This window comes from Haloarchaeobius salinus (assembly GCF_024464185.1).
GTDB lineage: Archaea > Halobacteriota > Halobacteria > Halobacteriales > Natrialbaceae > Haloarchaeobius > Haloarchaeobius salinus.
Genome location: NZ_JANHAU010000002.1, coordinates 277672 through 301118 on the forward strand (window position 1 = coordinate 277672; position 23447 = coordinate 301118).

The 23447-nt window shown below is 68.6% G+C and carries 19 protein-coding genes; 8 read left to right on the plus strand and 11 right to left on the minus strand.

Annotated elements, in window-relative coordinates; translation table 11 throughout:
• Positions 1-21: 21 nt before the first annotated feature.
• Entirely contained in the window at positions 22-207 is a 186-nt protein-coding gene (locus tag NO345_RS07990) for a hypothetical protein (protein WP_256298124.1), read from the plus strand.
• A 52-nt stretch (positions 208-259) separates the two neighbouring features.
• Here the strand turns inward: NO345_RS07990 and NO345_RS07995 are convergent, their stop codons facing one another.
• Together NO345_RS07995 and NO345_RS08000 are read right to left on the minus strand one after the other, a co-directional pair.
• Positions 260-2527: a serine hydrolase gene (locus tag NO345_RS07995; protein WP_256298125.1), complete on the minus strand. Its 2268-nt coding sequence runs from the start codon at positions 2525-2527 to the stop codon at positions 260-262.
• A gap of 341 nt (positions 2528-2868) precedes the next feature.
• Positions 2869-3648, minus strand: coding sequence for a helix-turn-helix transcriptional regulator (locus NO345_RS08000; RefSeq protein ID WP_256298126.1), 780 nt, complete (start codon positions 3646-3648; stop codon positions 2869-2871).
• A 240-nt stretch (positions 3649-3888) separates the two neighbouring features.
• Between NO345_RS08000 and NO345_RS08005 the strand changes: the two genes are divergently transcribed.
• Positions 3889-8364: a GLUG motif-containing protein gene (locus NO345_RS08005; protein ID WP_303646813.1), complete on the plus strand. Its 4476-nt coding sequence runs from the start codon at positions 3889-3891 to the stop codon at positions 8362-8364.
• 30 nt (positions 8365-8394) lie between these two features.
• Here the strand turns inward: NO345_RS08005 and NO345_RS08010 are convergent, their stop codons facing one another.
• On the minus strand, positions 8395-9315 hold the full coding sequence (locus NO345_RS08010) for an EamA family transporter (protein ID WP_256298128.1): 921 nt from the start codon (positions 9313-9315) through the stop codon (positions 8395-8397).
• Between the two features lie 119 nt (positions 9316-9434).
• Here NO345_RS08010 and NO345_RS08015 point away from each other — a divergent pair, with 119 nt between their 5' ends.
• The gene (locus NO345_RS08015; RefSeq protein ID WP_256298129.1) at positions 9435-10115 is read left to right on the plus strand and encodes an HAD family hydrolase; all 681 of its coding nucleotides are present in this window, start codon (positions 9435-9437) and stop codon (positions 10113-10115) included.
• A 29-nt stretch (positions 10116-10144) separates the two neighbouring features.
• Here the strand turns inward: NO345_RS08015 and NO345_RS08020 are convergent, their stop codons facing one another.
• Both NO345_RS08020 and NO345_RS08025 read right to left on the minus strand, forming a co-directional pair.
• Complete coding sequence (locus tag NO345_RS08020) at positions 10145-11587, minus strand: dihydrolipoyl dehydrogenase (RefSeq protein WP_256298130.1); 1443 nt, start codon at positions 11585-11587, stop codon at positions 10145-10147.
• 179 nt (positions 11588-11766) lie between these two features.
• The gene (locus tag NO345_RS08025; protein WP_256298131.1) at positions 11767-12867 is read right to left on the minus strand and encodes a hybrid sensor histidine kinase/response regulator; all 1101 of its coding nucleotides are present in this window, start codon (positions 12865-12867) and stop codon (positions 11767-11769) included.
• Positions 12868-13077: 210 nt separating this feature from the next.
• Between NO345_RS08025 and NO345_RS08030 the strand changes: the two genes are divergently transcribed.
• Positions 13078-13899 (plus strand): winged helix-turn-helix transcriptional regulator, encoded by an 822-nt coding sequence (locus tag NO345_RS08030; RefSeq protein WP_256298133.1) that lies wholly within the window; start codon positions 13078-13080, stop codon positions 13897-13899.
• Between the two features lie 13 nt (positions 13900-13912).
• Here the strand turns inward: NO345_RS08030 and NO345_RS08035 are convergent, their stop codons facing one another.
• The 5 genes from NO345_RS08035 to NO345_RS08055 form a co-directional block, all read right to left on the minus strand.
• Complete coding sequence (locus NO345_RS08035) at positions 13913-14410, minus strand: hypothetical protein (protein ID WP_256298135.1); 498 nt, start codon at positions 14408-14410, stop codon at positions 13913-13915.
• Positions 14400-15770, minus strand: coding sequence for a tail fiber domain-containing protein (locus tag NO345_RS08040; protein WP_256298137.1), 1371 nt, complete (start codon positions 15768-15770; stop codon positions 14400-14402). The genes NO345_RS08035 and NO345_RS08040 overlap by 11 nt, the downstream gene beginning before the upstream one ends.
• Positions 15771-15791: 21 nt before the next feature.
• The gene (locus NO345_RS08045) at positions 15792-16175 is read right to left on the minus strand and encodes a hypothetical protein (RefSeq protein ID WP_256298139.1); all 384 of its coding nucleotides are present in this window, start codon (positions 16173-16175) and stop codon (positions 15792-15794) included.
• A gap of 213 nt (positions 16176-16388) precedes the next feature.
• Positions 16389-17390: an NAD(P)/FAD-dependent oxidoreductase gene (locus tag NO345_RS08050; RefSeq protein ID WP_256298141.1), complete on the minus strand. Its 1002-nt coding sequence runs from the start codon at positions 17388-17390 to the stop codon at positions 16389-16391.
• Positions 17391-17777 (minus strand): winged helix-turn-helix transcriptional regulator, encoded by a 387-nt coding sequence (locus tag NO345_RS08055; protein ID WP_256298142.1) that lies wholly within the window; start codon positions 17775-17777, stop codon positions 17391-17393. It abuts the gene before it with no gap.
• Positions 17778-18098: 321 nt separating this feature from the next.
• On the opposite strand from NO345_RS08055, the gene NO345_RS08060 reads away from it, so the two are divergent.
• The gene (locus NO345_RS08060) at positions 18099-19676 is read left to right on the plus strand and encodes an acetolactate synthase large subunit (RefSeq protein ID WP_256298144.1); all 1578 of its coding nucleotides are present in this window, start codon (positions 18099-18101) and stop codon (positions 19674-19676) included.
• A 96-nt stretch (positions 19677-19772) separates the two neighbouring features.
• Here the strand turns inward: NO345_RS08060 and NO345_RS08065 are convergent, their stop codons facing one another.
• Positions 19773-19916, minus strand: coding sequence for a hypothetical protein (locus NO345_RS08065; protein ID WP_256298146.1), 144 nt, complete (start codon positions 19914-19916; stop codon positions 19773-19775).
• Positions 19917-19954: 38 nt separating this feature from the next.
• Here NO345_RS08065 and NO345_RS08070 point away from each other — a divergent pair, with 38 nt between their 5' ends.
• The 3 genes from NO345_RS08070 to NO345_RS08080 all read left to right on the plus strand — a co-directional run bounded on the left by NO345_RS08070 (position 19955) and on the right by NO345_RS08080 (position 23429).
• Positions 19955-20356 (plus strand): Ig-like domain-containing protein, encoded by a 402-nt coding sequence (locus tag NO345_RS08070; RefSeq protein ID WP_256298148.1) that lies wholly within the window; start codon positions 19955-19957, stop codon positions 20354-20356.
• A 253-nt stretch (positions 20357-20609) separates the two neighbouring features.
• Complete coding sequence (locus tag NO345_RS08075; protein ID WP_256298150.1) at positions 20610-22466, plus strand: cation:proton antiporter domain-containing protein; 1857 nt, start codon at positions 20610-20612, stop codon at positions 22464-22466.
• Positions 22467-22673: 207 nt separating this feature from the next.
• A complete protein-coding gene (locus tag NO345_RS08080) occupies positions 22674-23429 on the plus strand; it encodes a GIDE domain-containing protein (protein ID WP_256298152.1) in 756 nt (251 codons plus the stop codon).
• Positions 23430-23447: the final 18 nt, after the last annotated feature.

The following is a 23447-nucleotide window of genomic DNA, read 5'->3' on the forward strand; positions in this document are numbered from 1 at the left end:
CGCAAATAGCTTTGGACGATCATGGGCTACGAGGACGAAATTCGCGAGCTCTTGCGGGAGTACTTCACCGAGACTAACCCCGTCCATCGTTCGAGCTGTCCCCTCTCCCTGCGAGCGCAGCGAGCGGGGAAGCGAGACGCCAGTCTCGCGTTTTTCAAATCCGGCGGCGTCACGTATCGGACGTCGGTCTCGTTCAGCAGGGCGTGAAATCCGGATCGGTACCTGTACGGGATGAGAATCAGGGCTGGTAGCGTGGGGGTTAGACGATGTCGAGGGTGATTGCGAGGTCCACGGCGGCGTTTTTCACGTGGTCGTTGTCTTCGGATTGTCGGTTCGATTGGACGGCGACGACGACGTCGTCTTCGGGGAAGACCATGAGGGAGGCGTTCCCACCGGTATTGCTCCCGTCGTGCCCGACCCTGTCTATCCCCCAGAGGGTATCGGTGTGCCACCCGAGGGCTCGCTGTGGCTCCACGTCGGGATTGTACGGCTCCCACATCTCGTCGCGACTACTCTCCTCTAGTATCTGGTTGTCGAGGACGAGTTGCCCGAGGCGGGCGAGGTCGGTGACGTGGGATTCGAGACCGGCACCGAGGACCGACCAGCTGTTGCTGTCGACGTACTCCCAGGCGTCGTCGTCGGGGCCGGGGTCGCCCTCTTCGAGGGCGACGTTCTTCGCCCAGGCGACGTAGTCGTCGTCGTCCTCGCCGGGATAGGTCTGATCGACGTCGTCGTCGAACTCGTAGATCCGGGCTCGATGCGGGTCGTCCTCGCGGCGGTCCTCTCGCCGGAGGGAGTGGAGGTCGAATGGTTCGCTGAGTTCCTCGCGAACGAGGTCGTCGACGACCGTCCCGGTCGCTTCCTCGTACGCCGCGCCGAGTAGCGTGTAGCCGGCCGTACTGTACCGGTACGCCTCGCCAGCAACGCACTCGCTCGCGTCTGGCCCGAGATCGATGTCGTCCTCGTCTACTTCGCCGAACTCCAGTGACTTCTCGTCCTCGCCGTCACCGTCCTCGTCCAGCTCGACGGGTTCTTCGATGAGTTCCTCGTCCCAGTAGTCGAATGCTTCGGCGGCGTCGACCGCCGACTCGTAGTGATCGTACTCGCCAGTGGTCACTGTGGACTCGGCGTAGTGCGGGATACAGCCGTGGTGCGCGAGCAAGTCCGCGAGCGTGTGCTCGTGTGCGTCGCCGAGCGGGAGGTAGTCGCTCGTTTCGTCCGCCGTGAGGTCGACGTCACCGGCTTCCTGCAGGCGGAATCCGAGGAGTCCCCCGATCGGCTTGCTGACCGACGCGAGCCGATAACGCGTGCGGGCGTCGGCCGGGCGCTGCTCGTCGATGTCGCGGTAGCCGAACCCGCGCCGGTAGACGTTCACGCCGTCCTGGTAGATGGCTGCGCTGATGCTCGGGAGGTCGTGGTCGGTGATGAAGTCGAGCAGTTCGTCGTCGGCGTCCGCTCGATCCGCCCAGCTGGGGCGCATCGAGTTTTGGCGCCACGCGGCCGCGTGACTTCCTGCACCGCCGACCGCGTCGACGAGGGACAGACTCACGGGTCGGTAGCCTCGATCGTGCATCTCCCGGACCGTGTCGCTGTACGCCGTTCTCGTGAGGTCGACGTGCGCGTCCCACGCGCGACCGTCGCCGTCGTCGGTGCCGTCCTGACTGCCCTGGAACGCGTTCCGGTCGGTGTTCTCCACCCAGATGGCCGCGACCGCGCACGTCCCGTCGTTGGCGTACACCGAGACGTCGACGAGCCGGTAGCCCTCGCTTCGTTTCGAGTCGTTCGCGGACTCGAACTCGTCGACGGTCATGTCGCGTGCGAGCTCCCACTCGCGGTCGTCGACGTTCTCGACCCACGCCCAGGCGTACTTGACTTCCTCCGCCCACTCGTCCCAGTATCCCTCGACGTCGACGGGCACGAGGGCGGGGTCGAGCTGGGTTTCGTAGTTCGCGGCCATCTCGTCGAACTGCCCGTCGAGGACGACCTGTGACGACCGCCACTCGAACTCGTCGGGGTTCTCGAGCCAGATGCCGCCGTAGCATCGACCGTCGTCGCCCACGGTCTCGTCGGGGAGGAAGTACTGTACCTGGTCGACGAGGCGGTAGTCGGCTTCGAGGTCGTCGTTGACTCCCTCGAACTCGTCGTACGCGAGATCCCAGTGTGCTTCCCAGTCGAAGTGCTCTGAGAACTCCACGTGTCTGACGTTCTCGTGCCAGACGCCGTAGTAGTCCCTGGTGGTCGTATCGACGCCGAGTTCCACCAGCATGAGTCCGTCCGCTCGGGCGTCGTCGTTCATCTGCTCGAATCGTTCGCTGGTCGTGGCCCGATCGGCGACCCAGTCGACGGATTCGGGATCGAGGAGCGGGGTTTCGGCTTCGTTGGCTATCTCCTCGACGGCGTCGAGCCCGGACTGGATCGAACAGCCGGCCGTCGCAGTCACCCCGGCTAGTACACTCGACGTCTTCAGGACGTCCCGCCGCGAGAGCCCGGAACCGATCCGGCTCCCGTCGGCGTCTCGTTCGTGCATACCGTCACTCCTCGAGGCGATATCTACCCGGATCGGTCCTCGATCGCTGTCCCCCGCTCCCCGCGGTTCGTAACGGATTCATCTAGCCATAAAACATTCTCATGTGACAAGTAGATTTGCCCCAGTGGCGGTGGCGGCCGTCCGATACGGGGAGGAGTCGGGGGGATTGGTCCGCGGTGCTCTTCCGTCCCGAGCAAAGCGGCTTCCAGGGGACGGGCGTGAAGCGGGGAGTCGTGGAGACGAACACCGGATGGTCGTCGACGACTCGCGGGAGACCCACCAGAGCACGGGCGGTCGTTCGTGACCGAGACGTTCGGTCGAGCCGGACCCCGGACCGCGTCTCAGGCGACGGCTTCCGGCACGTCCAGCGGCTCCGCATCGCGCCGGTACTTGCGGTACAGTTCGGCAGCCCACTCGCGGGCGTCGGGGTCGTCGGTCACCACGGAGGCGACGGGCAGGGAGGTCTCGCTGTCGAAGCCGCCGACGATGACAACGTCGTCGATGATGCCCATGGTGAACGGGAGGCCGGGGTGGGTGTAGAGCGACGGTGCCTCGGCGCTGGCGATGGTGTCGAACGCCTCTTCGGACGCGTTCTGGTCGGCTTCGAGTGCCAGCGGCGTACAGATGGACTCGAAGTCGACGTCGTTCCGGGCGTGCTCGACGCCCAGCTTGGTGACCGCGGGCGGGCAGCCGGCGACGACCAGGGTCCGGCAGCGGTCGAACGACTCGAAGTGTTCGAGCCAGGGTTCGACCGGGGCGCTCGGGTTCTGTGGCGTGGCGACGGCGAGTTCGGCATCGGCGAAGCGGTGGATGTTTCGCGTGAGTTCCGGTGCGGAGAGCTGGGAGAGCAGGGGTTGCAGCCGGTCGATGGCGGCCATGGAGCGCTCGAACCGTTCGGCGGCATCGATGGCGGCACAGCCCGCTCCGGTCGCGCGGTAGCCCGTCGGCGTCTGTTCGAGCAGTCCCTCCTCGGTGAGCGCGGAGGTCCGGCGGTAGGCCGTCGCGCGGGAGATGTCGAGTTCGTCCTGCAGGGTCGACCGGTCCACCGACCGGTCGCGGGTCGCTTCGAGCACCGGGACCCGGTTCAGCACCGTCAGATACTCGTGTTCGTGTTGGTTCATGTGAAATTCTCGAAGTTACGGGTGGTAAGCGTTTCGGCAGAATCTCACGGGGTGAAACATCGTCTCACTCGATGCCTATAATCCGGGGTCGGCCCTCACCGTCTACATGGATGCGACAGGGACGACGGGAGCTGCCGGCTCCGGCCGGCAGCGGCGACCTGCAGGGAGGAGGATTGCGTGACGACGAATCCAGGGGGGAGATGGGGGGTGGTCACGTTCTCGTTGCTGCTGGTTGCGTCGATGCTCGCGGCCGCGTCCGTCGGCGTCGTCGGCGTCGCTGGCGCATCCGACAGCTCGCCGGCACCGGACTGTAGTACGGTCTCGTGGACGACACAGACCGTCTCTGGGGAGACGTACTACGAGGTCGACAGCCTGGAGACGCTCCAGTGCATCGAGAGCCAGGGGCTCGACAGCAACTACATCCTGACCGACAGTATCGACGCGAGCGAGACCGCGACCTGGAACGGCGGGAGCGGGTTCGACCCGATCGGGGACAAGAACAACGAGTTCACCGGGACCTTCGACGGCAACGATCACACGATCTCGGGACTGACCATCGACCGGGGTGGGACGTACTCCGTTGGCCTGTTCAGTGAGGTTGGGTCGGGCGGAACGATCACGGCGGTTGGTCTCGAAGGCGGATCCGTTACCGGCGCGAGACGGACCGGACAGCTCGCCGGGTTCAACGATGGGACGGTCGAGGACTCCCACGCGACTGGCGAAGTCTCCGGGACCGAGCGGGTCGGCGGCCTGGTGGGCCGAAACGATGGGACGATTCGTCGCTCCTACACGAGCGGGGAACCCACTCGCGGTACCGATTGGGTCGGCGGACTGGTCGGTTTCAATCGGGGGACGGTCAATCGCTCCTTCGCTGCACGCGCCGTCGTCGGAGAGGGGGGCAGTTTCGATGGCGCGTCTGCTGGCGGACTCGTCGGCGTCGTCTCCACGGGAACGATCGAGGATTCCTACGCCACTGGCACGGTAACTGCAAGCTGGTTCGTCGGTGGACTGCTCGGGTCGTACCAGGCGGACGACGGGGGAACGACTCGGCGCTCCTACGCCACTGGAGCCCTCAGTATCGGCGACGAGAGCCAGGGGATCGGTGGAATCGTCGGTGGTTCCGCTGTTAGTGATACCACCGTGGAAAACGCCTACTGGGACGTGGGAACGACGAACGAGGCGAGCGTCAGTGGGCAGTCGATCGAAACTGTGACCGGCGTCAGCGGCTTCGGGTCGACGGCGGACACCGCCCCCGCTCCCGAGATGCAGGGCGCGAGCGCGGAGACGAACCTGCCCGGTCTCGACTTCACGAGCACGTGGGAGACGGTCGAGAGCGAGGACCCGGACGCGGCGATGGACGGCTATCCGATACTGCGGGGGGTCAACCGGACGGTCCAGCTGCGAGCCCAGGGCAACACGCCGGACACTGCTCCGACGGCGACGGACTGCGCCGGCCTCTCCTGGACGACTCGGGAGATCTCGGGCGCGACGTACCACGAGGTCGACAGCCTGTACAAACTCCAGTGTATCGAGCAGCAGGGACTGGGGAACGACTACGTGCTGACCGGAGACATCGACGCGGGTCCGACGGCCGGATGGAACGGCGGCAGCGGCTTCGAGCCGCTCGGTGACTCCGATACCGGATTCACGGGCACCTTCGACGGCGACGGCTACACGATCTCGGGACTCACCATCGACCGACCGGGGGCGGAGGAGGTCGGTCTGTTCGGTTACGTCGGTTCGGCGGGGACGATAGCGAACGTCACGCTTGAGGGCGGTAACGTCACCGGACAGTTCCGGGTCGGACAGCTAGTCGGGCTTAATTACGGGACGATCAAAGATTCTGCTGCTACAGGTCCCACCAACGGGAACAAGTACGTTGGCGGACTGGTCGGCCGGAACGATGGCACGATTCGTCGCTCCTCGGCCACTGGGCAAAGTACCAGTGAGAACAGTAGGGCTGGCGGGCTAGTTGGCCAAAGCTTCGGAACGGTCGACCGTTCCTACGCCACTGGAGACGTCGACGCAGACACGCTTGCTGGCGGGCTGGTCGGCCACAACGAGGGGACGATAGCGGATTCCTACGCCACCGGAACGGTCACCGCAGGGTACACTGCCGGTGGGCTGGTCGGGAAGAACACCGGTGCGGATCCTAGTGGTATTGGTCTCGGGACAGTCAGGCGCTCCTACGCCACCGGGACCGTCACTGCCACTGAAGGCGACGCGGAGGCCGGTGGGTTGGCTGGTCGCAACGAGCGACCGGACGGCGACGGCACTATCGAGAACTCCTACTGGGACGTGGGAACGACGGGTCAGGAACGCGCGGGCGGAGACGGTGGTATCCTGACCGACAACGCTGGTTTCGGTTCGGTGGGCGATAGCACCCCGGCGGCGAACGCCACGGGCGACGCCGTCTACGACAGCATGCCCGCGCTGGACTTCGACGCGACGTGGACCGTCACCAGCGACTATCCCCGCCTCCAGTGGGAGGGCGTCGACGTACTCGCCGTCGAGTCGCTCGGTGCCACGGACCCGGCAGTCGGGGAGAACGGGACCGGGAGCATCACGGTGACGGCGACGGACAGCGAGGGGGGTGCCGTCGAGGGCGCGACCATCGAGGTGACGAACGCCGACGGTCTCCCGGGACTCTCCGGCGAGGCGGTCACCGACGCGAACGGGCAGGCGACGTTCCCGTTCACCGCGGGGATGCCGGACGACCACGCCCCGGAGTTCGCCTGGAAGTACGACGACGAAGTCGGCGAGACCGTCGCGACGCCGTCGTCCGTCACCGTCCTCGACGCGCCGGACGTCGACTCTATCACGCGGACCAGTGCGAGTCCGACCAGCGCCGACAGCGTCGACTTCGACGTGACGTTCTCCGAGAGCGTCGTCGGTGTCACCGCGGACGACTTCGTCGCGACGCAGGCGGGCGGTGACGTGTCCGGGACCGTCTCGGCCGTAACTGGGTCCGGGAGCACGTACACCGTCACCGTCGACTCCATCATCGGCGACGGCGACCTCCGTCTCGACGTGACCGACGACGACAGCATCACGAGCGACGGGACCGGCGTCGAACTGGGCGGTGTGGGAACGACCGGGGCGGGCGACGGTGGGTTCACCGGCGGCGAGACGGTCGCCATCGACAATACGGCCCCGACCGCGGACGCTGGTTCCGACCGGACCGTCGACGAGGGAACGACGGTGACGTTCGATGCCTCGAACTCCTCGGACGACGACGCGATCGCGGCCTTCGAGTGGGCCTTCGGCGACGGCTCGGCGAACGCGACCGGCGCGACGCCGACGCACACGTACGACGACGCCGGCGACTACACGGTCACCCTGGCCGTCACCGACGCGAGCGGCAACACCGCCACCGAGACGGTGACCGTGGCGGTCCAGCGGGACGACGACGGCGCTGCCCCGGACGACTGGAACGCCATCCCGACCGCGAACGCCGACTCGTACAGCCTGTCGGCGGGGGCGCGCCTCGACGTGGCGACCGGGGATGGACTGCTGGCGAACGACAGCGACCTCGACGGCGCGGTGAGCGACCTCACCGTCTCGGTCGTGGACGGACCGACCGACGGCTCGCTCGACCTCGGCTCCGATGGGTCGTTCACGTACACGCCCGACGACGGCTTCACCGGCACGGACGTGTTCACCTACGCGGTCGCCGACCTGGAGGGCGCGACCGACAGTGCGACGGTCACACTCGTCGTCGACGATGGTGTCGAACGCACCGTGTTCGAGGACCCGGAGACGATCCGCCGGCTCCTCGAACTGCCGGAGAACACGACCCCGACGTACGCGGAACGGGTCTCGGTGACGGCGGGGCCGTCGGGCTCCCCGTCGGTCAACTTCACGTCGAACTCGACCGTCTCCTTGGTTCGGTTCGGCCCCGACACCGACGCGAGGGGCAACCTCACCGTGACGGCGTTCGCCACGAACGCCTCGCTCCCCGACGGCGTCCCCGGACGGGTGCTCGTGCCGCTCCGGCTCACCGGCTCGCAGGCGGTCGAGAACACGTCCGCGACTGTCCGGATGCGGGTCCCACGGGCCGAGCTCCGGGCGGCCGGCGCGAACGCATCCGCAGTCCGGGTCGCGCACTACGCCGGGGGCACGTGGGAGTTGCTGAACGCGACCGTCGTCGACGAGACCGACGATTCGGTGACCGTCGAGTTCACGACGACCGGCTTCTCGCCGTTCGCGGTGACCGCGGTCGGGACCCCCGAGGCGACGTTCTCGGCGCTCCCGGCCGCGGTGACGGCCGGCGACGAACTCGCGCTCGATGCGAGCGAGTCGTCGACGCCGTACGGCGACCTCACGGGCTACGAGTGGTCGGTCGCCGGACGGGAACTGTCCGGCGAGACCACGACGGTCACGCTCGACGAACCGGGCGAGTACACGGTCGCGCTGACGGTGACGAACGACGCCGGTCGCACGGCCACCGTGAGGGAGACGGTGACCGTCGAGGAGTCAGATCCCCCGACGGCGACGGCGACGGCGATGCCGACGACCGCGGCTGACACGCCGACCGAGGCCACTGGCGGGCCAACCTCCCCGACGAGTCCGCCGGCGGACGGTGGGACGCCGGCCGAGACGTCCGCTATTGTGCCCGAAACCACACCGAACGGGTCGGGCGGGCTCGGCCTCGGCCCCGCCGTCGCCATCGTGGCGATGCTGGCGCTCTCGGTCCTCGCAGCACGGCGTCGCTGACCGGGCCCGGATGACCGGTACAGCCGGGGTTCATACGCCGGCAGCGCCGGGGCCGAGCGTCACCAGCGCAGCGCCGATGACGACCAGCACGGCCCCCAGTACGACCCCCCGCGTCACGCGTTCCAGATCTCTGAGGAGGAAGTACGCGAAGACGGTCGTGAACAGTGGTGCGGTCGACGCGAGCGACTCGACGATGGCGACGCGGCCGGCCGGCAGCGCGAGCGCGCCGAACAGCGAGAGCAGGGCGACCGCGGTGAGACAGCCGCTGACGGCGAAGTAGCCGTAGGAGCTGCGGTCGGCCGAGCGGAAGCCCTCCGTTCCCCGGACCGAGGCGTAGGCGAGGAAGACGAGGAGCGCGCCGGCCTCGTTGAGCGCGACGGCCTGGAGCACGGTCGCGCCGCCGTCCTCCAGCCCGAACCGTCTGAGGACGTTGCCGAACGCGAACAGCGCGCCCGAGCCGAGGGGGTAGACGAGGTCGCGGGGCTCCCAGCCGGCGAGGTCGCCGCCCTTCGCGAGGCTGAGGACGACGAGGCCGACGACGAGCACGACGATGCCGACCGCGGTGCTGGCCGTGACGGGTTCCCCGAGCAGACCGAGGGCGAACGCGGCCCCGAACAGGGGGCGGGCGCTCACCACCGCGCTGTTGATGCTCGCGCCGACGCGGTCGACGCCGACGAAGATGGCGAGCCGGCCGAGTGCGGTCCCGGTCGCGCCGGCGAAGAGGAACAGCCCTGCGATGGCGGGGTCGAGCCCCGCGAGCAGTGCGGGGCCGCGGAGTGCGAGCAGCGCGAGGACGAACAGCGAGAGGTCGACGACGACCACGGTGAGCGCCGCCTGCAGCGCGGTGCCGTCGGCGGACATCCCGCGCTTGTCCAGGACGGGGGTGAACCCCCAGATGACGGCCGGGAGGAGCGCCAGGAGGTACACCGTGACGTCGGCGTCGACGACCATACTCGGCGTGCGGCCGGCGGCGGGAAGAAGGTACGTCTTGCGGCGATGACGGCGAGGTGGTGTCGTGTGGGACGGCCCGCCGTCGAAAGGCTGAACAGCCCGCTGGTCGTCCCTTCGACATGGAGACCGGCCCCGCCGCAGTCACCCTCGACCTGGACGACACACTCTGTCGGTACGACCGCTCGACCGCGGACCTGCTCGCACTCGCCTTCGACCGGGCCGACGTCGAGCCCTTCTTCACCGCCGCCGAGTTCGTGGCGACGATTCCGACCGTCACCGGCGAGAGTCCGCTCGACCTGCGTCGGAAGTGCTTCAGAGTGCTCGCCGCGGAGAACGGGCGGTCGGTCGCCGTCGCGGACCGGCTCGCGGAGCAGTACCCCGAGCGTGACCCGACCGCGGTCTCGTTCCTGCCCGGCGCTCGCGAGGCGCTCGACTCGCTCGCCGACCACCATCGGCTCGCGCTCGTCTCCAACGGCGAGCCGTCCCACCAGCGAGCCAAGCTCGAGACGCTCGGTATCAGCGGTGCGTTCGAGACGACGGTGTTCGGGACGCCCGAGACCGGCGTCAAACCCGACCCGGAACCGTTCTACCGTGTGTTGGACGCACTGGGCGTGCAGTCGGAGCGAGCAGTTCACGTCGGGAACTCGCTCGCCTCCGACGTCGTGGGTGCCCAGGCCGCGGGGATACCCGCGGTGTGGCTCCGTGCGGACGGTTCGGCTGACGACGAGACGGTACCGGAGTACGTCGTCGACGACCTCGCCGAACTGCACAGGCGGCCGTTCCCGTGGGAGCAGGGGTGACGTCAGGACATCCCGTAGAGCCGACGCCGTCAGTGGTGGTCGTGCCCGTGGTCGTGTCCCGGCTGCGAGAACTGCCCGGAGAACGCTCGCTGGACGACCTCCGGGAGCGCCGGGTGGATGTGGACGGCGTTCCGGATGTCCGCGACCGTGCCGCTCCCGGCCGTCATCGCCACGACGACCTCCTGGACGAGCGTGGCGGCCTCGGGGCCGATGACGTGACAGCCGAGTATCTCGCCGTCGAGGTCGACGATGACCTTCACGAACCCGTCGGCGTGCATCGCGTCGCCGCGGGCGGTGTTCTCGTAGCGGTACGTGTTCGTCGCGTACTCCCGGCCCTCGGCGCGGAGGTCCTGCTCCAGTGCACCGACGCCGGCCACCTCGGGCGAGGCGAAGACGGCGAACGGCATCGCGGTGTAGTCGACCGGCTCGAGCTCGCCGCCGAAGATGTTCCGTGCCGCGGTCCGTGCCTCGTGGTTCGCGCTGTGTTTCAGCAGGTACTCGCCGACGATGTCGCCGAGCGCCCAGACGCCCTCCGCGGTCGTCCTGAGGTACTCGTCGGTCTCGACGAAGCCGGCGTCGTCGACCGCGACGCCCGTCGCGTCGACGTCCAGGATGTCGGTGTTCGGGACGCGCCCCGCCGCGACCAGCAGCGCGTCGCCGGTGACCTCGACCGGCTCGGCGGCCTCGTCGACGCCGCCGCCGGGGCCGTACTCGTACGGTCGCGCCTCGACGGTCACCCGCCCGTCGCCGTCCTCGGACACCGCCGTCGCCGCGTGGCCCGTGTGGAGGGTGAAGCGGTCGGCGTAGCGCTCGGTGAAGGCCTCGGCGACCGTCTCGTCGGCCTCGGGCAACAGGTTCGGTCGACGACCGACGATGGTCACCTCGCTCCCGAACGTCCCGAAGAAGTGCCCGAGCTCCGCGGCGATGTAGCCGCCACCGACGACGACCAGGTGCTCGGGGGGCGTCTCCAGCCGCAGCGCCTCGGTGCTGGTCAGGTAGTCGACGGTCTCGATGCCGTCGATGTCCGGTACCCCCGGACGGGTCCCCGCCGCGAGCAGCACGGTGTCCGCCCGGAGCGTCGCGCCCTCGGCGTCCCCGTCGACGATCTCGACCGTGCGGTCGTCGACGAACCGCCCGGTCCCCCGGAACAGCTCGTGCTGTGGCGAGGACTCCAGCCCGCGCCGGATGGAGTCGGCGTCCCCGGCGACGTCCTCGTTCACCTTGCGGACGATCTCCGCGAAGTCCACGCCGTCGACGGACACCTCGATGTCGAACTCGCCGGCCCGCTCGACGGTCTCCATCACGTCGGCGTGGTACAGCAGCTGCTTCGAGGGGATGCAGCCGCGGTTCAGGCAGGTGCCGCCGAGCGGCCCCTTCTCGACGACGGCGACCGACTGTCCCCGGTTCGCTGCCACGTTCGCCACGTCGAGCCCGGAGCCGGACCCGACGACGAGAAAGTCGAACTCCTCCATGTGTCGTGCTTCGGTGCGCCGCTCCTTGAATGGCCAAGCTACCTGCAGGTGACCGGGGAGTCACGGCCGTCGACGGCCGCGGCTGGTCGTCGTGAGACTGCATCCATCGCACAGCCGCATCTCCGGGCGCGGAACAGGTGGACAATCGCGGACGGTCCCACAGCGACGCCCGTGTCCTGTCAGGGTCGCTGGAGCGTGACCGTCGCTATGGTCCCGCGCGGTTGGTTGTCGGCGAACTCGATCTCGCCGTCGAGCTGCTCGAGGAGCACCGTCACGAGGAACAAGCCCGTGCCGATCCCGGTCTCGTCGTGCGACTCGGCCTCGAGATCGGTGAGACCGTCCCGCACCCTGGCCGGCATCCCCACGCCGTCGTCCGCGACGACCACGGTGACCGCCTGTGGCGAAGCGTCGACGGACACCTCGACCCGCGGCGTCTCGCGGTCGGTGTGCAGGACCGCGTTCGAGAGGAGCTGTCGGAACACCGCTGCGAGCATCGGTGTCGCCCCGACCGTCAGCGTGGACTCACCTGGACGACTGACCGTGATGTCGACTGCACGACGGTCCCGAACGCGTGCCACCTCGCGGTCGAGCACCGCCGTCACGTCGATCGGTTCGCGGTCGACATCGGGACCGGCCGTGAGGGCGTCCACGATCGCGGCGACCGTCTCGATGCGCCCGACGACATCCTGGGCCGTGTCGAGGAGGCCGTCCACGAGCATCGCGCCCTGCTGGTCGACGTGTCCGCGGAGTTCGTCGCTCTGCCCGACGATGACGCCCGCGTCGTTCCTGATGTCGCGCCGGATGATACGGTTCAGGAGCATCAGCTGACGGTTCGTCGTCGCCTGCTCGCGCTCGCGCTCGTGCCGTTCGATCGCGTAACGGAGCGTCCGTCGGAGCAACTCGGCCGTGATGCTGGCCTTCCCCAGGTAGTCCTGGGCGCCGGCCCGGATAGCCGCCGGCCCGAGACCGGTGTCGGTGTTGCCGGTGACGACGACCACGGGGACGTCCGGGGCCGCCGACACCACGGCTTCGAGGGTTCCGAGGCCGTCGCTGTCGGGGAGCCGGAGGTCGAGCAACACGACGTCGGGTTCGCACTCGGTCAGCCGGTCGAGTGCGTCGGCGAGCCGGTCGGTGTGCGCGGCGAGTTCGAACCCGGCGAGCCGGTCGGTCTCCGGAACCTGGCGCGCTGCCGAGAGCAATCGCTGGAAGTGCCTGGCGTCGTCGGCGTCGTCCTCGACGAGGAGCACTTCGACGGTCTGGGTCGCTGTGTTGGACGGCACGGTTGATCTCTCGGTCGGTCCTCCGCACATCGCGGCGGTCGACGGACGACGACATGTGTTCGTGTCCGGCCTGAGTAAAGTATTCCGGCGTTTCGGGCCGCCGATGCTGCGGTTCTGTGCGACGTCGCCCAGCCCGAATCGCCTGTCGCTGCGGCCGGATTCGACGTGGCGAGTCCATACCTCTAAGAGCATACTGTCTGAAGTACGGGCATGGGTCGTCAGGAGGTCGACGTGTCGCCAGACCGGCAGGCAGCGCTCGACGCGGTGGCGGTGCTGTCCGGGAAGTGGCACCCGACCGTCCTGATCGTGCTCGCCGACCGCGGCCCGAGCGGTTTCAACGAACTCCTGGAGTCGGTCCCGGGGATCTCGGGGAAGGTCCTCACCGAGACGCTGACGGCGCTCGAGGACGTCGACCTCGTCGACCGCACCGTCGTCAGCGAGTCCCCGCTCCGGGTCGAGTACGCACTCACGCCCGCGGGCGAGGACCTCGACGCGGTGTTCGACGTGCTCGCGTCGTGGGCCAACCGTCACCTGGGGTCGGTGGTCCCCACCGTCCTCGTCGCGGACGGCGACCGACGCCTCACCGAGATGTACGGCCGCTGGCTCGATGCGTCCTACATCGCGGTCCGTGCGCACAACGACGAGGAGTTCGAGGCACGCTTCGGGGACGAGATCGACGTGGTCCTCGTCGCCGAGAGCGTCCCCGGCATCGCCCCGGAGCGCATCGCGGAGCGGGTCCGGCCGACGGCGCAGGTCGTGCTGGTGGTCGAAGAACGACCCGGGTTCGACATACTCGCCGTCGAGTGCGACGGTGTCGTCCGGAAGCCGCTCGTCCGCGAGCAGTTGCGTTCCGTCCTCGAGGAACAGCTCTCACGCCGCGGGGCGTCCGAGGCAGTCCGCGAGTACGGCACACTCGCGGCGAAGCGCTCGTTGCTGGAGTCGCACTACTCGCCGGAGACGCTCGCCGGCAACGACACCTACGAGACGCTGTGTTCGCGGATGGACGCGCTCGAGGACCGCATCGAGGACTGACCGACCACCGGGGTCACGTGTCGGCCGCGCAGCCCTCGCCATCGTACCAGGTGGCCCGTACCACGTAGTCGTTCGTCCCCAAGAGCGGGCGGTTCTTGATCCGGACGGTGTAGGTACCGTCCGCAGCCGCCGCGATCGAGTGGATGGTCGCGCTCGGCTCGCTCACGTCGACGAGCGCCGCGCCGTCGGGGTCGAGTATCACGAGTGCCGGGAGATGGTAATCGGCACGAGGCCGCTCCTTGTACAGGTAGACGTCGAGCTCCTCGCCCGCTTGCAGCTCGATGTGCCACTCCTTCGCCGCCGACCCGATCAGGGAGGACGTCAGGCGCCCGCGCAGTCTGACGTTCTCGTCCAGGAACTCCGCTTCGGGACACTCTCGACCGACCTCGTCGGCCGGTGCCTCCGGGTCGTACGTCCCGAGGGTCTCGGTGCTGCCACTCAGACAGCCCGCGAGCGTCGCCGACGCGACTGCGCCTGCACCGCCGAGGAACGTTCGTCGCTTACGATCCACCATTTACCTGGGATTCGAGTGCCACGAGGCGTTCTTCGAGGTCGTCGATGCGCTCCTCGCGCTCCTCGATGTCGGCCTGCTGGCACTGAATGGCGTCGATCAGGACCGGCACGAGTTTGGAGTAGCTGAGACTGAGTGTCGAATCCTCGTCGCCTTCGTCCGAGCGTCGGACGACCTCCGGGACGACCTCCTGGACCTCCTGTGCGATGAGGCCCAGCTGACGGCCATCCGTTCGGTTTTCGTCCGTCCACTCGTAGGTGACCGGCCGGAGTGACGTTACTGCTTCGAGCCCGGCCTCGAGTCGGGCGACGTTCTCCTTCAGACGCGCGTCCGAGTTCTCGATTAGGTCGTCTGCAAACACGGTCTCCGCCCAGAGCCCGTTGAAACGCAGCCCGTCACCACTGCCGAGGTCAACACCTTCGTTCTCTGTCGGGGCCAGAGTGGGGACGTCTCTGAAGCCGTCGTCGAACCCGTCGGTTATCCTGAGTTGTTCTTCGCCGGCTCCGAGAAGCATGTTGTTCTGATCGACGGCGTCCGTTCCCCGGGCGACCAAGTGGACGGTTCCGGAGTCCTCCCCCTCCGTCTCGACGTGGACGAAGAAGCGGTGATCGTCCGTTCCGATCTTGAAGTCGCCCTCCATCGCAGGGTCGTCCGTGGGACCGACGTGCAGCGGGGCGTCCGGGGCGGTGCCGATGCCGACCCCGCCCACCGCGTTCACGATGAACTGATTGTCACCCCCGGAACGGAATCGGCTACCGCTGTTGTTCCAGACGAACGTCCCCGTACCGATTGCCTCGGCTTTCCGACCGGCTGCGAAGCTGTAGTCACCGGCCGCGACGTTCTGACGACCGCCCGGGACGGTCGCGCTCGCGCCGCCGGCTCGATTCCGATACCCGCCGCCGACGGTCGCCCGCTCGCTCGAGGCACGGTTGAGGGAGCCCCCACCGATGGTCGCGTCGGAGTCGTTGGCCCGGTTGCTCTCGCCGCCACCGACCGTCGCGCCGTCGCCGCTCGCCTCGTTCCCGTCGCCGCCACCGACCGACGCGCCGTCGGCGTCGCCGGTGTCGTTGTCGGAGCCGCCGAAGGCGACGCTCCCCGCGTTGCTCGGGTCGGTTGGTGGCGTGTAACGGCCCGCCTGCAAGGTCGCCAGCCAGTCGGAGCCGTCGCCGACGTAGACGACGCCGGTGTCGGTCGCGAGGAACTTCGCGCCCGCCTGTGGCTCGTAGTTCTCGAGGTTGGCCGATTCGTCGCGCAGCTCGATATCGACGTCGTAGGCCTCGAAGTTCTCGTTCAGCGGTCGGTGCCAGTCCTCCTCGCCCGCTTCGGGGACGTTGTAGCCGTGGTTCGGTGTGTCAGTCATGGTGGTCTCAGTCTCGTCGGCTCAGCGAGTGACGCCGCCGTATCCGAACTCGCCGTAGAACTGCTCGCCGTAGTCGTCGTCCGGTCCGGTCGTGGTCGATTCCGTCGTCGTCGCGCCCGTCGTCTCGCTATCGGTTCTCGTCCCGGTACTCCCGTCGCTCGTGTCGGTGGGAATCGACGTCGTAGTCGCAGTCACGACGGTCGTCGCCACCGTCGTCTGCGTGCCGCCGTAGCCGAACGTCGTCTCGGTGTCCTCGTCCTCGCCGTCGCCATCGTCACCGCCGTCACCGACCCCGAACTCGTGGCCGGCGATCTGGACGCTGCATCCGGCGGTCGAGACCGCCGCGACCAGCGCGCCGGCGCACAACAGTGCTCGCCGGGTCGTCTCGTCGTTCCCGTCAACCATCCGTAAGGACGCGATACGTCGGAGAACCATAATTACGAGCTAACGACGAGGTAATTGCGTAACTTACCTCTAGGTAACCTTCCGACTGGCAGCGGTCGAGCGGCCCGAACGGCCGCCGTCCTCGCAGTGTCCCCGCTCCCGAGCCCCGCCCGGTCCGTCCGACGGATCGAAGACCCCGAGCCGGTCGATCTAGCGACCGACCCGTCCCGGCAGTCAGTCGTACGTGTGGAAGTCGACGGCCTGCTCCAGCAGCTCGTCGGGGATGCCGGGCACCTCCTCGTCGCGGACCGGGCCCATCTCGTCCAGCTCCTCGGGGCTGCGCGGGAAGTCCCTGAGCCGGAAGTGGACGTCGATGCCGGCCTTCGCCCCCTGGCCGAGCGCGACGGGGATCTGGTTGTGGCCGGGCGTGCAGTCGCCCACGGCGTACACCCCGTCGACTGAAGTCTCGCCGTGGTCGCCGACCTCGATGGTGCCGTCGTCGTTGATGTCACAGCCCAGCTCGCGGGCGAGCCCGTTGTTGTACTCCGCGCCGTACATCGCGAAGCCACCCCTGTACTCCCGGACCGAGCCGTCCGCGAACTCCAGCGCCTTCAGCCAGCCGTCCTCGCCGTTCTGGACGCCGGTGACGTCCGCGTGGACCACGTCGATGGGGTGGGTCTCGATGATGCTCCCCGTCTCGTCGCTCCACTCCGGCTCCGTGCCGCGGGTCAGCAGGTCGACGCCGTCGGTGAAGTTCAGCATGATGCCGGCGACGTGGGCCGCGCTCTCGGAGTGGCCCATCACGTACACCGACTCGTCGACGAACATGTGCGCGTCGCAGTGCAGACAGTAGTGCAGGCCTCGCCCGGTACGGGGCAGCGGTGGCTCGGGTCGGACGTCGTTGAACCCGGTCGCGAGGACCACCATCTCGGCCGCGTACTCGCCGCTGTTGCCCGAGAGGTGGAACTGGGCGTCCTCACCCTCGGCACAGGAGGTGACCATGTCCCGGTGGATGTCGCAGCCGTACTCCGCGAGTTGCTCCTGCCCGATGCCGAGGAACTCCCCGCCGCTGGTCTCCTCGGGGACGCCGATGAGGTTGTGGACCTCCTGCATCATCGCCGCGCGCCCGCCGCCGCGGTTCACCAGTGCCGTGCTGTGGCCGAGTCGCGTGCTGTACAGCGCGGCGGTCATCCCGGCGGGGCCGCCACCGACGACGAGCACGTCGTACTCGGGCATCTACGCGCCCTCCGAGGTGGTGCCGTGCTCGACGCTCCAGCGCAGCACCCCCCAGACCACGGGTTCGAGTGCGGCCCCCCGGTCGGTGAGCGAGTACTCCACCCGGAGCGGCTGGTCGCTGACGAGCTCGCGGTCGACCAGCCCCCCGTCCTCCAGGCGGGTCAGGCTCTCCGAGAGCATCTTCGAGGAGATCCCCACGACCCGCTCCTTCAGCGCGTTGAACCCCAGCGGCCCGTGTTCGAGCAGCTGGTAGACGATGCGCAGGTGCCACTTGCGACCGAGCACGTCCTGGACCTCGTCGAACGCCGCCGGTGGCTCGACGAAGAAGGACTCGCTGCTGGTTCCACCGGGACGGACCTGCCTGACCGCGGTCGATTCAGAGCTCATGTGTTGTCCGGATGGACGGCACCACCGCTAATCAAGCTACTACGGACGGGTGTCGCTCCCTCTCATCCCCGACAGAGTTAAGTTCAGGCACGCTGCCTCGACCCAGACGCCCCGTTCCACGCCCATCGAGCCCAGCCGGCAGCCTGCTCGAACACGTGGTCGTCGCTCGCACGCAGAAACTCGTTTCACGCTGCTCGAAGAAGGAGACAGTATGCAGGTCGTCTTCCCTGCGACCGGCGGCCGGGTCGAACCGCACGCGGAACCGCCAACGACGTCCACGCGCACCCTCGCGCACGACGACACCGACGCGAGGGTCGGACGATGAAGGCCTCGGACCTGCTCGTCGAGTGCCTCGAAGCCGAGGGTGTCGAGTACGTCTTCGGGCTCCCCGGCGAGGAGCTGGAGGACCTGCTGTTCTCGCTGGAGGAGTCGGACGTGGCGTTCATCCCGGTGCGCCACGAGCAGGGCGCGGCGTTCATGGCCGACGTACACGGCCGGCTGACGGGCGAGGCCGGGGTCTGTCTCTCGACGCTGGGACCGGGTGCCACGAACCTCATCACCGGCGTCGCCGACGCCCACCTGGACAAGTCGCCGCTGGTCGCCATCACGGGCCAGGGCGGGCTCGAGCGCCTCCACCAGGAGAGCCACCAGGCACTCGACATCGTCCACATGTTCGAGCCGGTCGTGAAGTGGAACACGCAGATAACCGACGCGGAGATCGTCCCGGAGTCGGTCCGCAAGGCGTTCAAGCTCGCGGAGTACGAGAAGCCCGGTGCGACCCACCTCGAGTTCCCGGAGGACGTCGCGGGCGAGTCCATCGACGCCGCGCCGCTCCCCGAGCGCCCCCGCGTCCGCCGGGCCGACCCCGACGAGGCGTCGCTCGAACGGGCCGTCGAGCTCCTCGCCGACGCCACCGACCCGCTCGTGCTGGCCGGCAACGGCACCGTCCGGACCGCGACGGCCACCCGCCTGTACGAGCTGGTCGACCACGCGGGGCTCCCCGTCGTCGCGACGTACATGGGGAAGGGTGCGGTGTCCGACCGACTCGACGCCTCGCTGATGACGCTCGACTCGGGGCCGGACGGGGAGGCCTCGACGGCCGTCGAGCGGGCCGACTGCGTGCTCGCGGTCGGCTACGACATCGCCGAACACGACCCGCAGTCGTGGAACCCCGACCTCGACAAGCGGATCGTCCACGTCGACCACGAACCGGCCGAGGTGTACCGGCACTACAACCCGGACGTCGAGATCGTCGCCGACATCTCGACCGTCCTCCACGAACTGCGCCACCGGCTCGAGCCGTCGACCGTCCCGTCGTGGTGTCGTGACCTCCGCGAGCGCATCGTCGCGGACGTGCAGCGGGAACCCGCGGCCGACGAACCGTTCTCGGTCGAGCAGACGCTCCCGTACCTGCGTGCGGCGATGGCCGACGAGGACGTGCTCATCTCCGACGTCGGGAGCCACAAGATGGCCATCGCGCAGTCGTTCCCGACGTACGAGCCGAACACCTGCATCGTCTCGAACGGACTGGCGAGCATGGGCATCGCCGTCCCGGGCGGTGTCGCGGCCGACCTCGCGGTCGACTCGAACGTCGTCGTCGCCACGGGTGACGGCGGCTTCCTGATGAACGCCGCCGAGATAGAGACGGCGACCCGGCTCGACCTCGGGTTCACCATCGTCGTGTTCAACGACGACGACTACGGCCTCATCTCCGAGAAGCAGGTCGCCCACACCGGGGAGCACTTCGGCACCGAGCTGACGAACCCCGACCTCGAACGGTTCGCCGAGAGCTTCGGCATCGCGGGCTACCGGCCCGACAGCTGGGACGAAGTCCAGTCGGTGCTCGACGAGGCCGTCCCCGCGAACGAGCTGTCGCTGGTCGAGATTCCGCTCCCGTAGCCCACTGGTTCAGGCATCCCAGGCGATCCGGTTCAGACACCGCAATAGACCGCGTGTGGCACGAGAAGCGCGTGGTCGGCTCCCCCCGCGTCGCGGTCATTCCGTCTCCGCTCTCACGTCGGGTTCGAGGCGGATTCGAACCTCCCGCACGTCCAACTCAGGGTCGAAGTGGCTGTCCAGGATGTCGGTGTTGTCGTACAGCTGGAACGACGGGTCGGGGCGGTCGCCGACGACGCGCACCACAGCACTTTCACGCTGTCCCTGCGTCCAACCCAGCAATGCCCTCCCGTCGCACGCTCCTCGCGATGACCGCCCTCGCGGCCCCCGGCACTGCCGGCTGTCTCGACCGCGCCGGCGACGACGTCGACGGCGTCGCCATCGACTCGCTGACCGTCCACAACGACGACGACAGTCGCCACCACCTCGCCGTCGAGCTCCACGCCGACGGTGAGACGGTCGCACGGGAGTCGCGGACGCTCGGGCCGCGGTCGGGCGTCGCCATCGAATCGCCGGTCGACGGCCCCGACGACTACGTCCTCGACGTCGGCGTGGACGACCAGACCGCCCGGGAACGCCTCACCGACCACGCGAGCGACGGCCAGCAGTGTGTCATCCCCGTCGTCACGGTCGCTACCGATGGTCGACTCCGGCTGACCGTGCAGGCGTACGACGACTGCTGACGAGGGGGCGAAGCGACGAACCGGGTCGCCGGTTCCGAACGGGTCCACGGCGGTCAGTGTGGCGCTGCTGGCGTTCCCGTTGAACGCGCTGACCGTGTTCTGGACTCCACCCCGCGATGGACTGGGGCCTGCCGACCGACGACCGCCCGCCCCTCGATTCGTGACCCGTCGGCCGCCGACCCAACGGCGGTACGGTGGCGTTCCCACCTCCTTTTTGTCGGTCCGAGTCAAATCCGACGACGACCGATCCACCGTGACTGCTGATCTCCTCCCCGTCGTCGCGGTCGTGCTCTTGTCCGGGATCGGGGCGCACCTGCTCGCACAGCGGTTCAGGGTCCCGAGCGTCCTGTTCTACCTCGTGGTCGGGCTGGTCCTCGGACCGGAACTGCTCGGCGTCGTCACGCTGGAGACGTTCGGCGACGGCCTCGAGACCATCGTCGGCCTCGCCGTCGCGATTATCGTGTTCGACGGCGCGTTCGCACTACGGTTCGAACGCATCCGGGAGGCGTCGACGACCTCCCTCCGGCTGGTGACCGTCGGCGCGCTCGTGATGTTCCTCGGGACGGCGCTGGTTGTTCGACTCGTCGAGGGGACGACGTGGGAGCTCGCGCTCCTCGTGGGGGCGCTGCTGGTCGCGACGGGGCCGACGGTGATCACGCCGATACTCGAGGTCATCACCGTCAGGGAGCACGTCTCCGCCGCGCTGGAGACCGAGGGCATCGTCAACGACGTGACCGCCGCCATCGGCGCCGTCGTCGTCTTCGAGACGCTGCTGCTCGACGACGTCGGAGTGTCAGTCACTGCGTTCGCGTTCGTCGAGCGCTTCGGCGTGGGCGTGGCCTCGGGGCTGCTGGCGGCGGTGGTGATCTACGGCCTCCTGCGGTACGAGACGGAGAAGAACGCCGGCCCGCAGGCCGCACGGTTCCTGACGTTGAGCGCCGCCGTGGGGTCGTTCGTCCTGGCGGAGACCGTCGCGACCGAGGCGGGCATCGCCGCCGCGGCGACCGCCGGCATCGCGCTCGGGAACCTGGCGTTGCCCCACCGGGGCGAGATCGAGGCGTTCGCCCGGGACCTGACGCTGCTCGTCCTCGGGTTCGTGTTCATCTCGCTGGCCTCCCTGATCGACGTCCGCGCGGTCGTCGCCCTCGGGGTGCCAGGGCTCGTCATCGTCGCGGTCGTCATGCTCGTCATCCGCCCGCTGGTGGCCGGGATCGCCACCGTCGGGGTCGAGCAGTTCGACCGGTCGGAGCGCCTGTTCCTCGCGGCGATGGGTCCCCGGGGCATCATCCCCGCGAGCGTGGCGACGCTGTTCGCCATCGAACTCGCGACGGCGGGGAACGAGGCCGCAGCACAGACCCTGCTGGGCACCGTCTTCATCGTCATCCTCGTGACCGACACGGTCGAGGCGGGGCTGGCACGACAGATCGGGAGCCTGCTTGGAGTGACACCGATGCGCATCATCATCATCGGCGGGGGACGGGTCGGCCGTGCCCTCGCCACACGACTGGAGCGACGTGGAGAGTTCGTCGTCATCGTCGAGGACGACCCGGACCGGGTGGAGTCGGCCCGCGAGGACGGCTTCACCGTCTACCGAGGCGACGGCACAGAGACAGACACGCTGGCCGATGCGGGTATCGAGGAGGCCAAGATCGTCGTCGCCGGCACCGGTGACGACGACGTCAACCTGCTCGTCAGCCAACTCGCGAAGACCAAGTTCGGGGTCGAGGACGTGTACGCACGCGTCAACCGGACGGAGAACGTCGGCGCCTTCGAGTCGCTGTCGGTCTCCGCGATCGACGACCCGCTGGCGACCGCCTACGCCATCGACAACGAGATCGAACGGCCGGCGCTCTCCCAGTGGATGACCGACACGGCCGATCGACACGATGTCCAGGAGATCGAGGTGACCGCGGCGTCGGTCGCCGGCCTGACCGTCCGCGAACTGCACGACCGCATCCCCCGGGGCTGTCTCATCGCGGAGATCGGCACCGGGGCGGACTCGCACGTGCCCGACGCGGACGAGGTCATCGAACTCGGCGACCGGGTGACGTTTCTGGGCGACAGCGACGCGGTCCGAACGGCCGTCGAACGGTTCCACCCCCGGGACTGACGGTGCGTGCGACACCGAGGCGACCCGACGGCCGGGGACTCCCCGACGCGCTCGAAGCTGTGATGGGCGAGCTCCAGGACCCGCTCGACCGGCGTGCAGAGGCCTGAGCACGCCAGCCCACCGTCGGCTCCCCCCGTCGTCCACGGACCGCCGTCGGCTCGACCGTGCGGCCCGAGTGCTTAACGTTCGAGACGTGATTCCCCTCGCATGGCTTCGGTCACCACGGGGCTGGTCTTCCTCGGCATCGCAGTGATCCCCACCTACCTGTTCGTCCAGGCGAGACAGGCCTCGCAGGCGGTCGGCGAGACCGAGACGCGCTCGACCGCGTCGCTGACCGACGGCACCGTCGCGGTCGCCGGCACGGTCGAGGCCGGCCCCGCCGGGACGCTCACCCATCCGGTCACGGGCACCGACGCGCTCGCGGTCCGCTGGGACGTCGAGGAACGAGGCGTCGACGACGAGGTCGCCGAGGTGAACGACAGCGGCCGCCAGACCGTCCCCTTCCGTCTGGTCGACGACGACGGCGCGGTCGACGTCGACCCAACCGGAGCAGACCTCCACCTCTCGACGACCCACGGCGAGACGTTCGTCGACCAGCTGCGAGCCCCCGGCGAGCAGGCCCGGACGTTCATCGAGCGCGTGCAGGAGAACGAACGCCGGAGCCACGACGCCGGCACCACACAGGTCCACAACACCCCCATCAACGAGGCCAGGGTCCACGGCGTCGACGGACTCGACTACCAGAGCCGAGCACTCCAGCCCGGCGACACCGGCTACGTCCTCGGGTACGCCCGACAGAACGACGACGGCACCGACACCATCGGCGACGACGGCGGGGAGTTCATCGTCTCCGACATGACCCGGGACGAACTCACCGCGGACCTCGGAACCAACCAGTGGCTCCTCGTCGGCGTCGCCCTGCTGTTCTACGCCCTCGCGGTGTACGTGGGCTTCCTCGCCTGAGGTCCCGTTCTTCCTCGG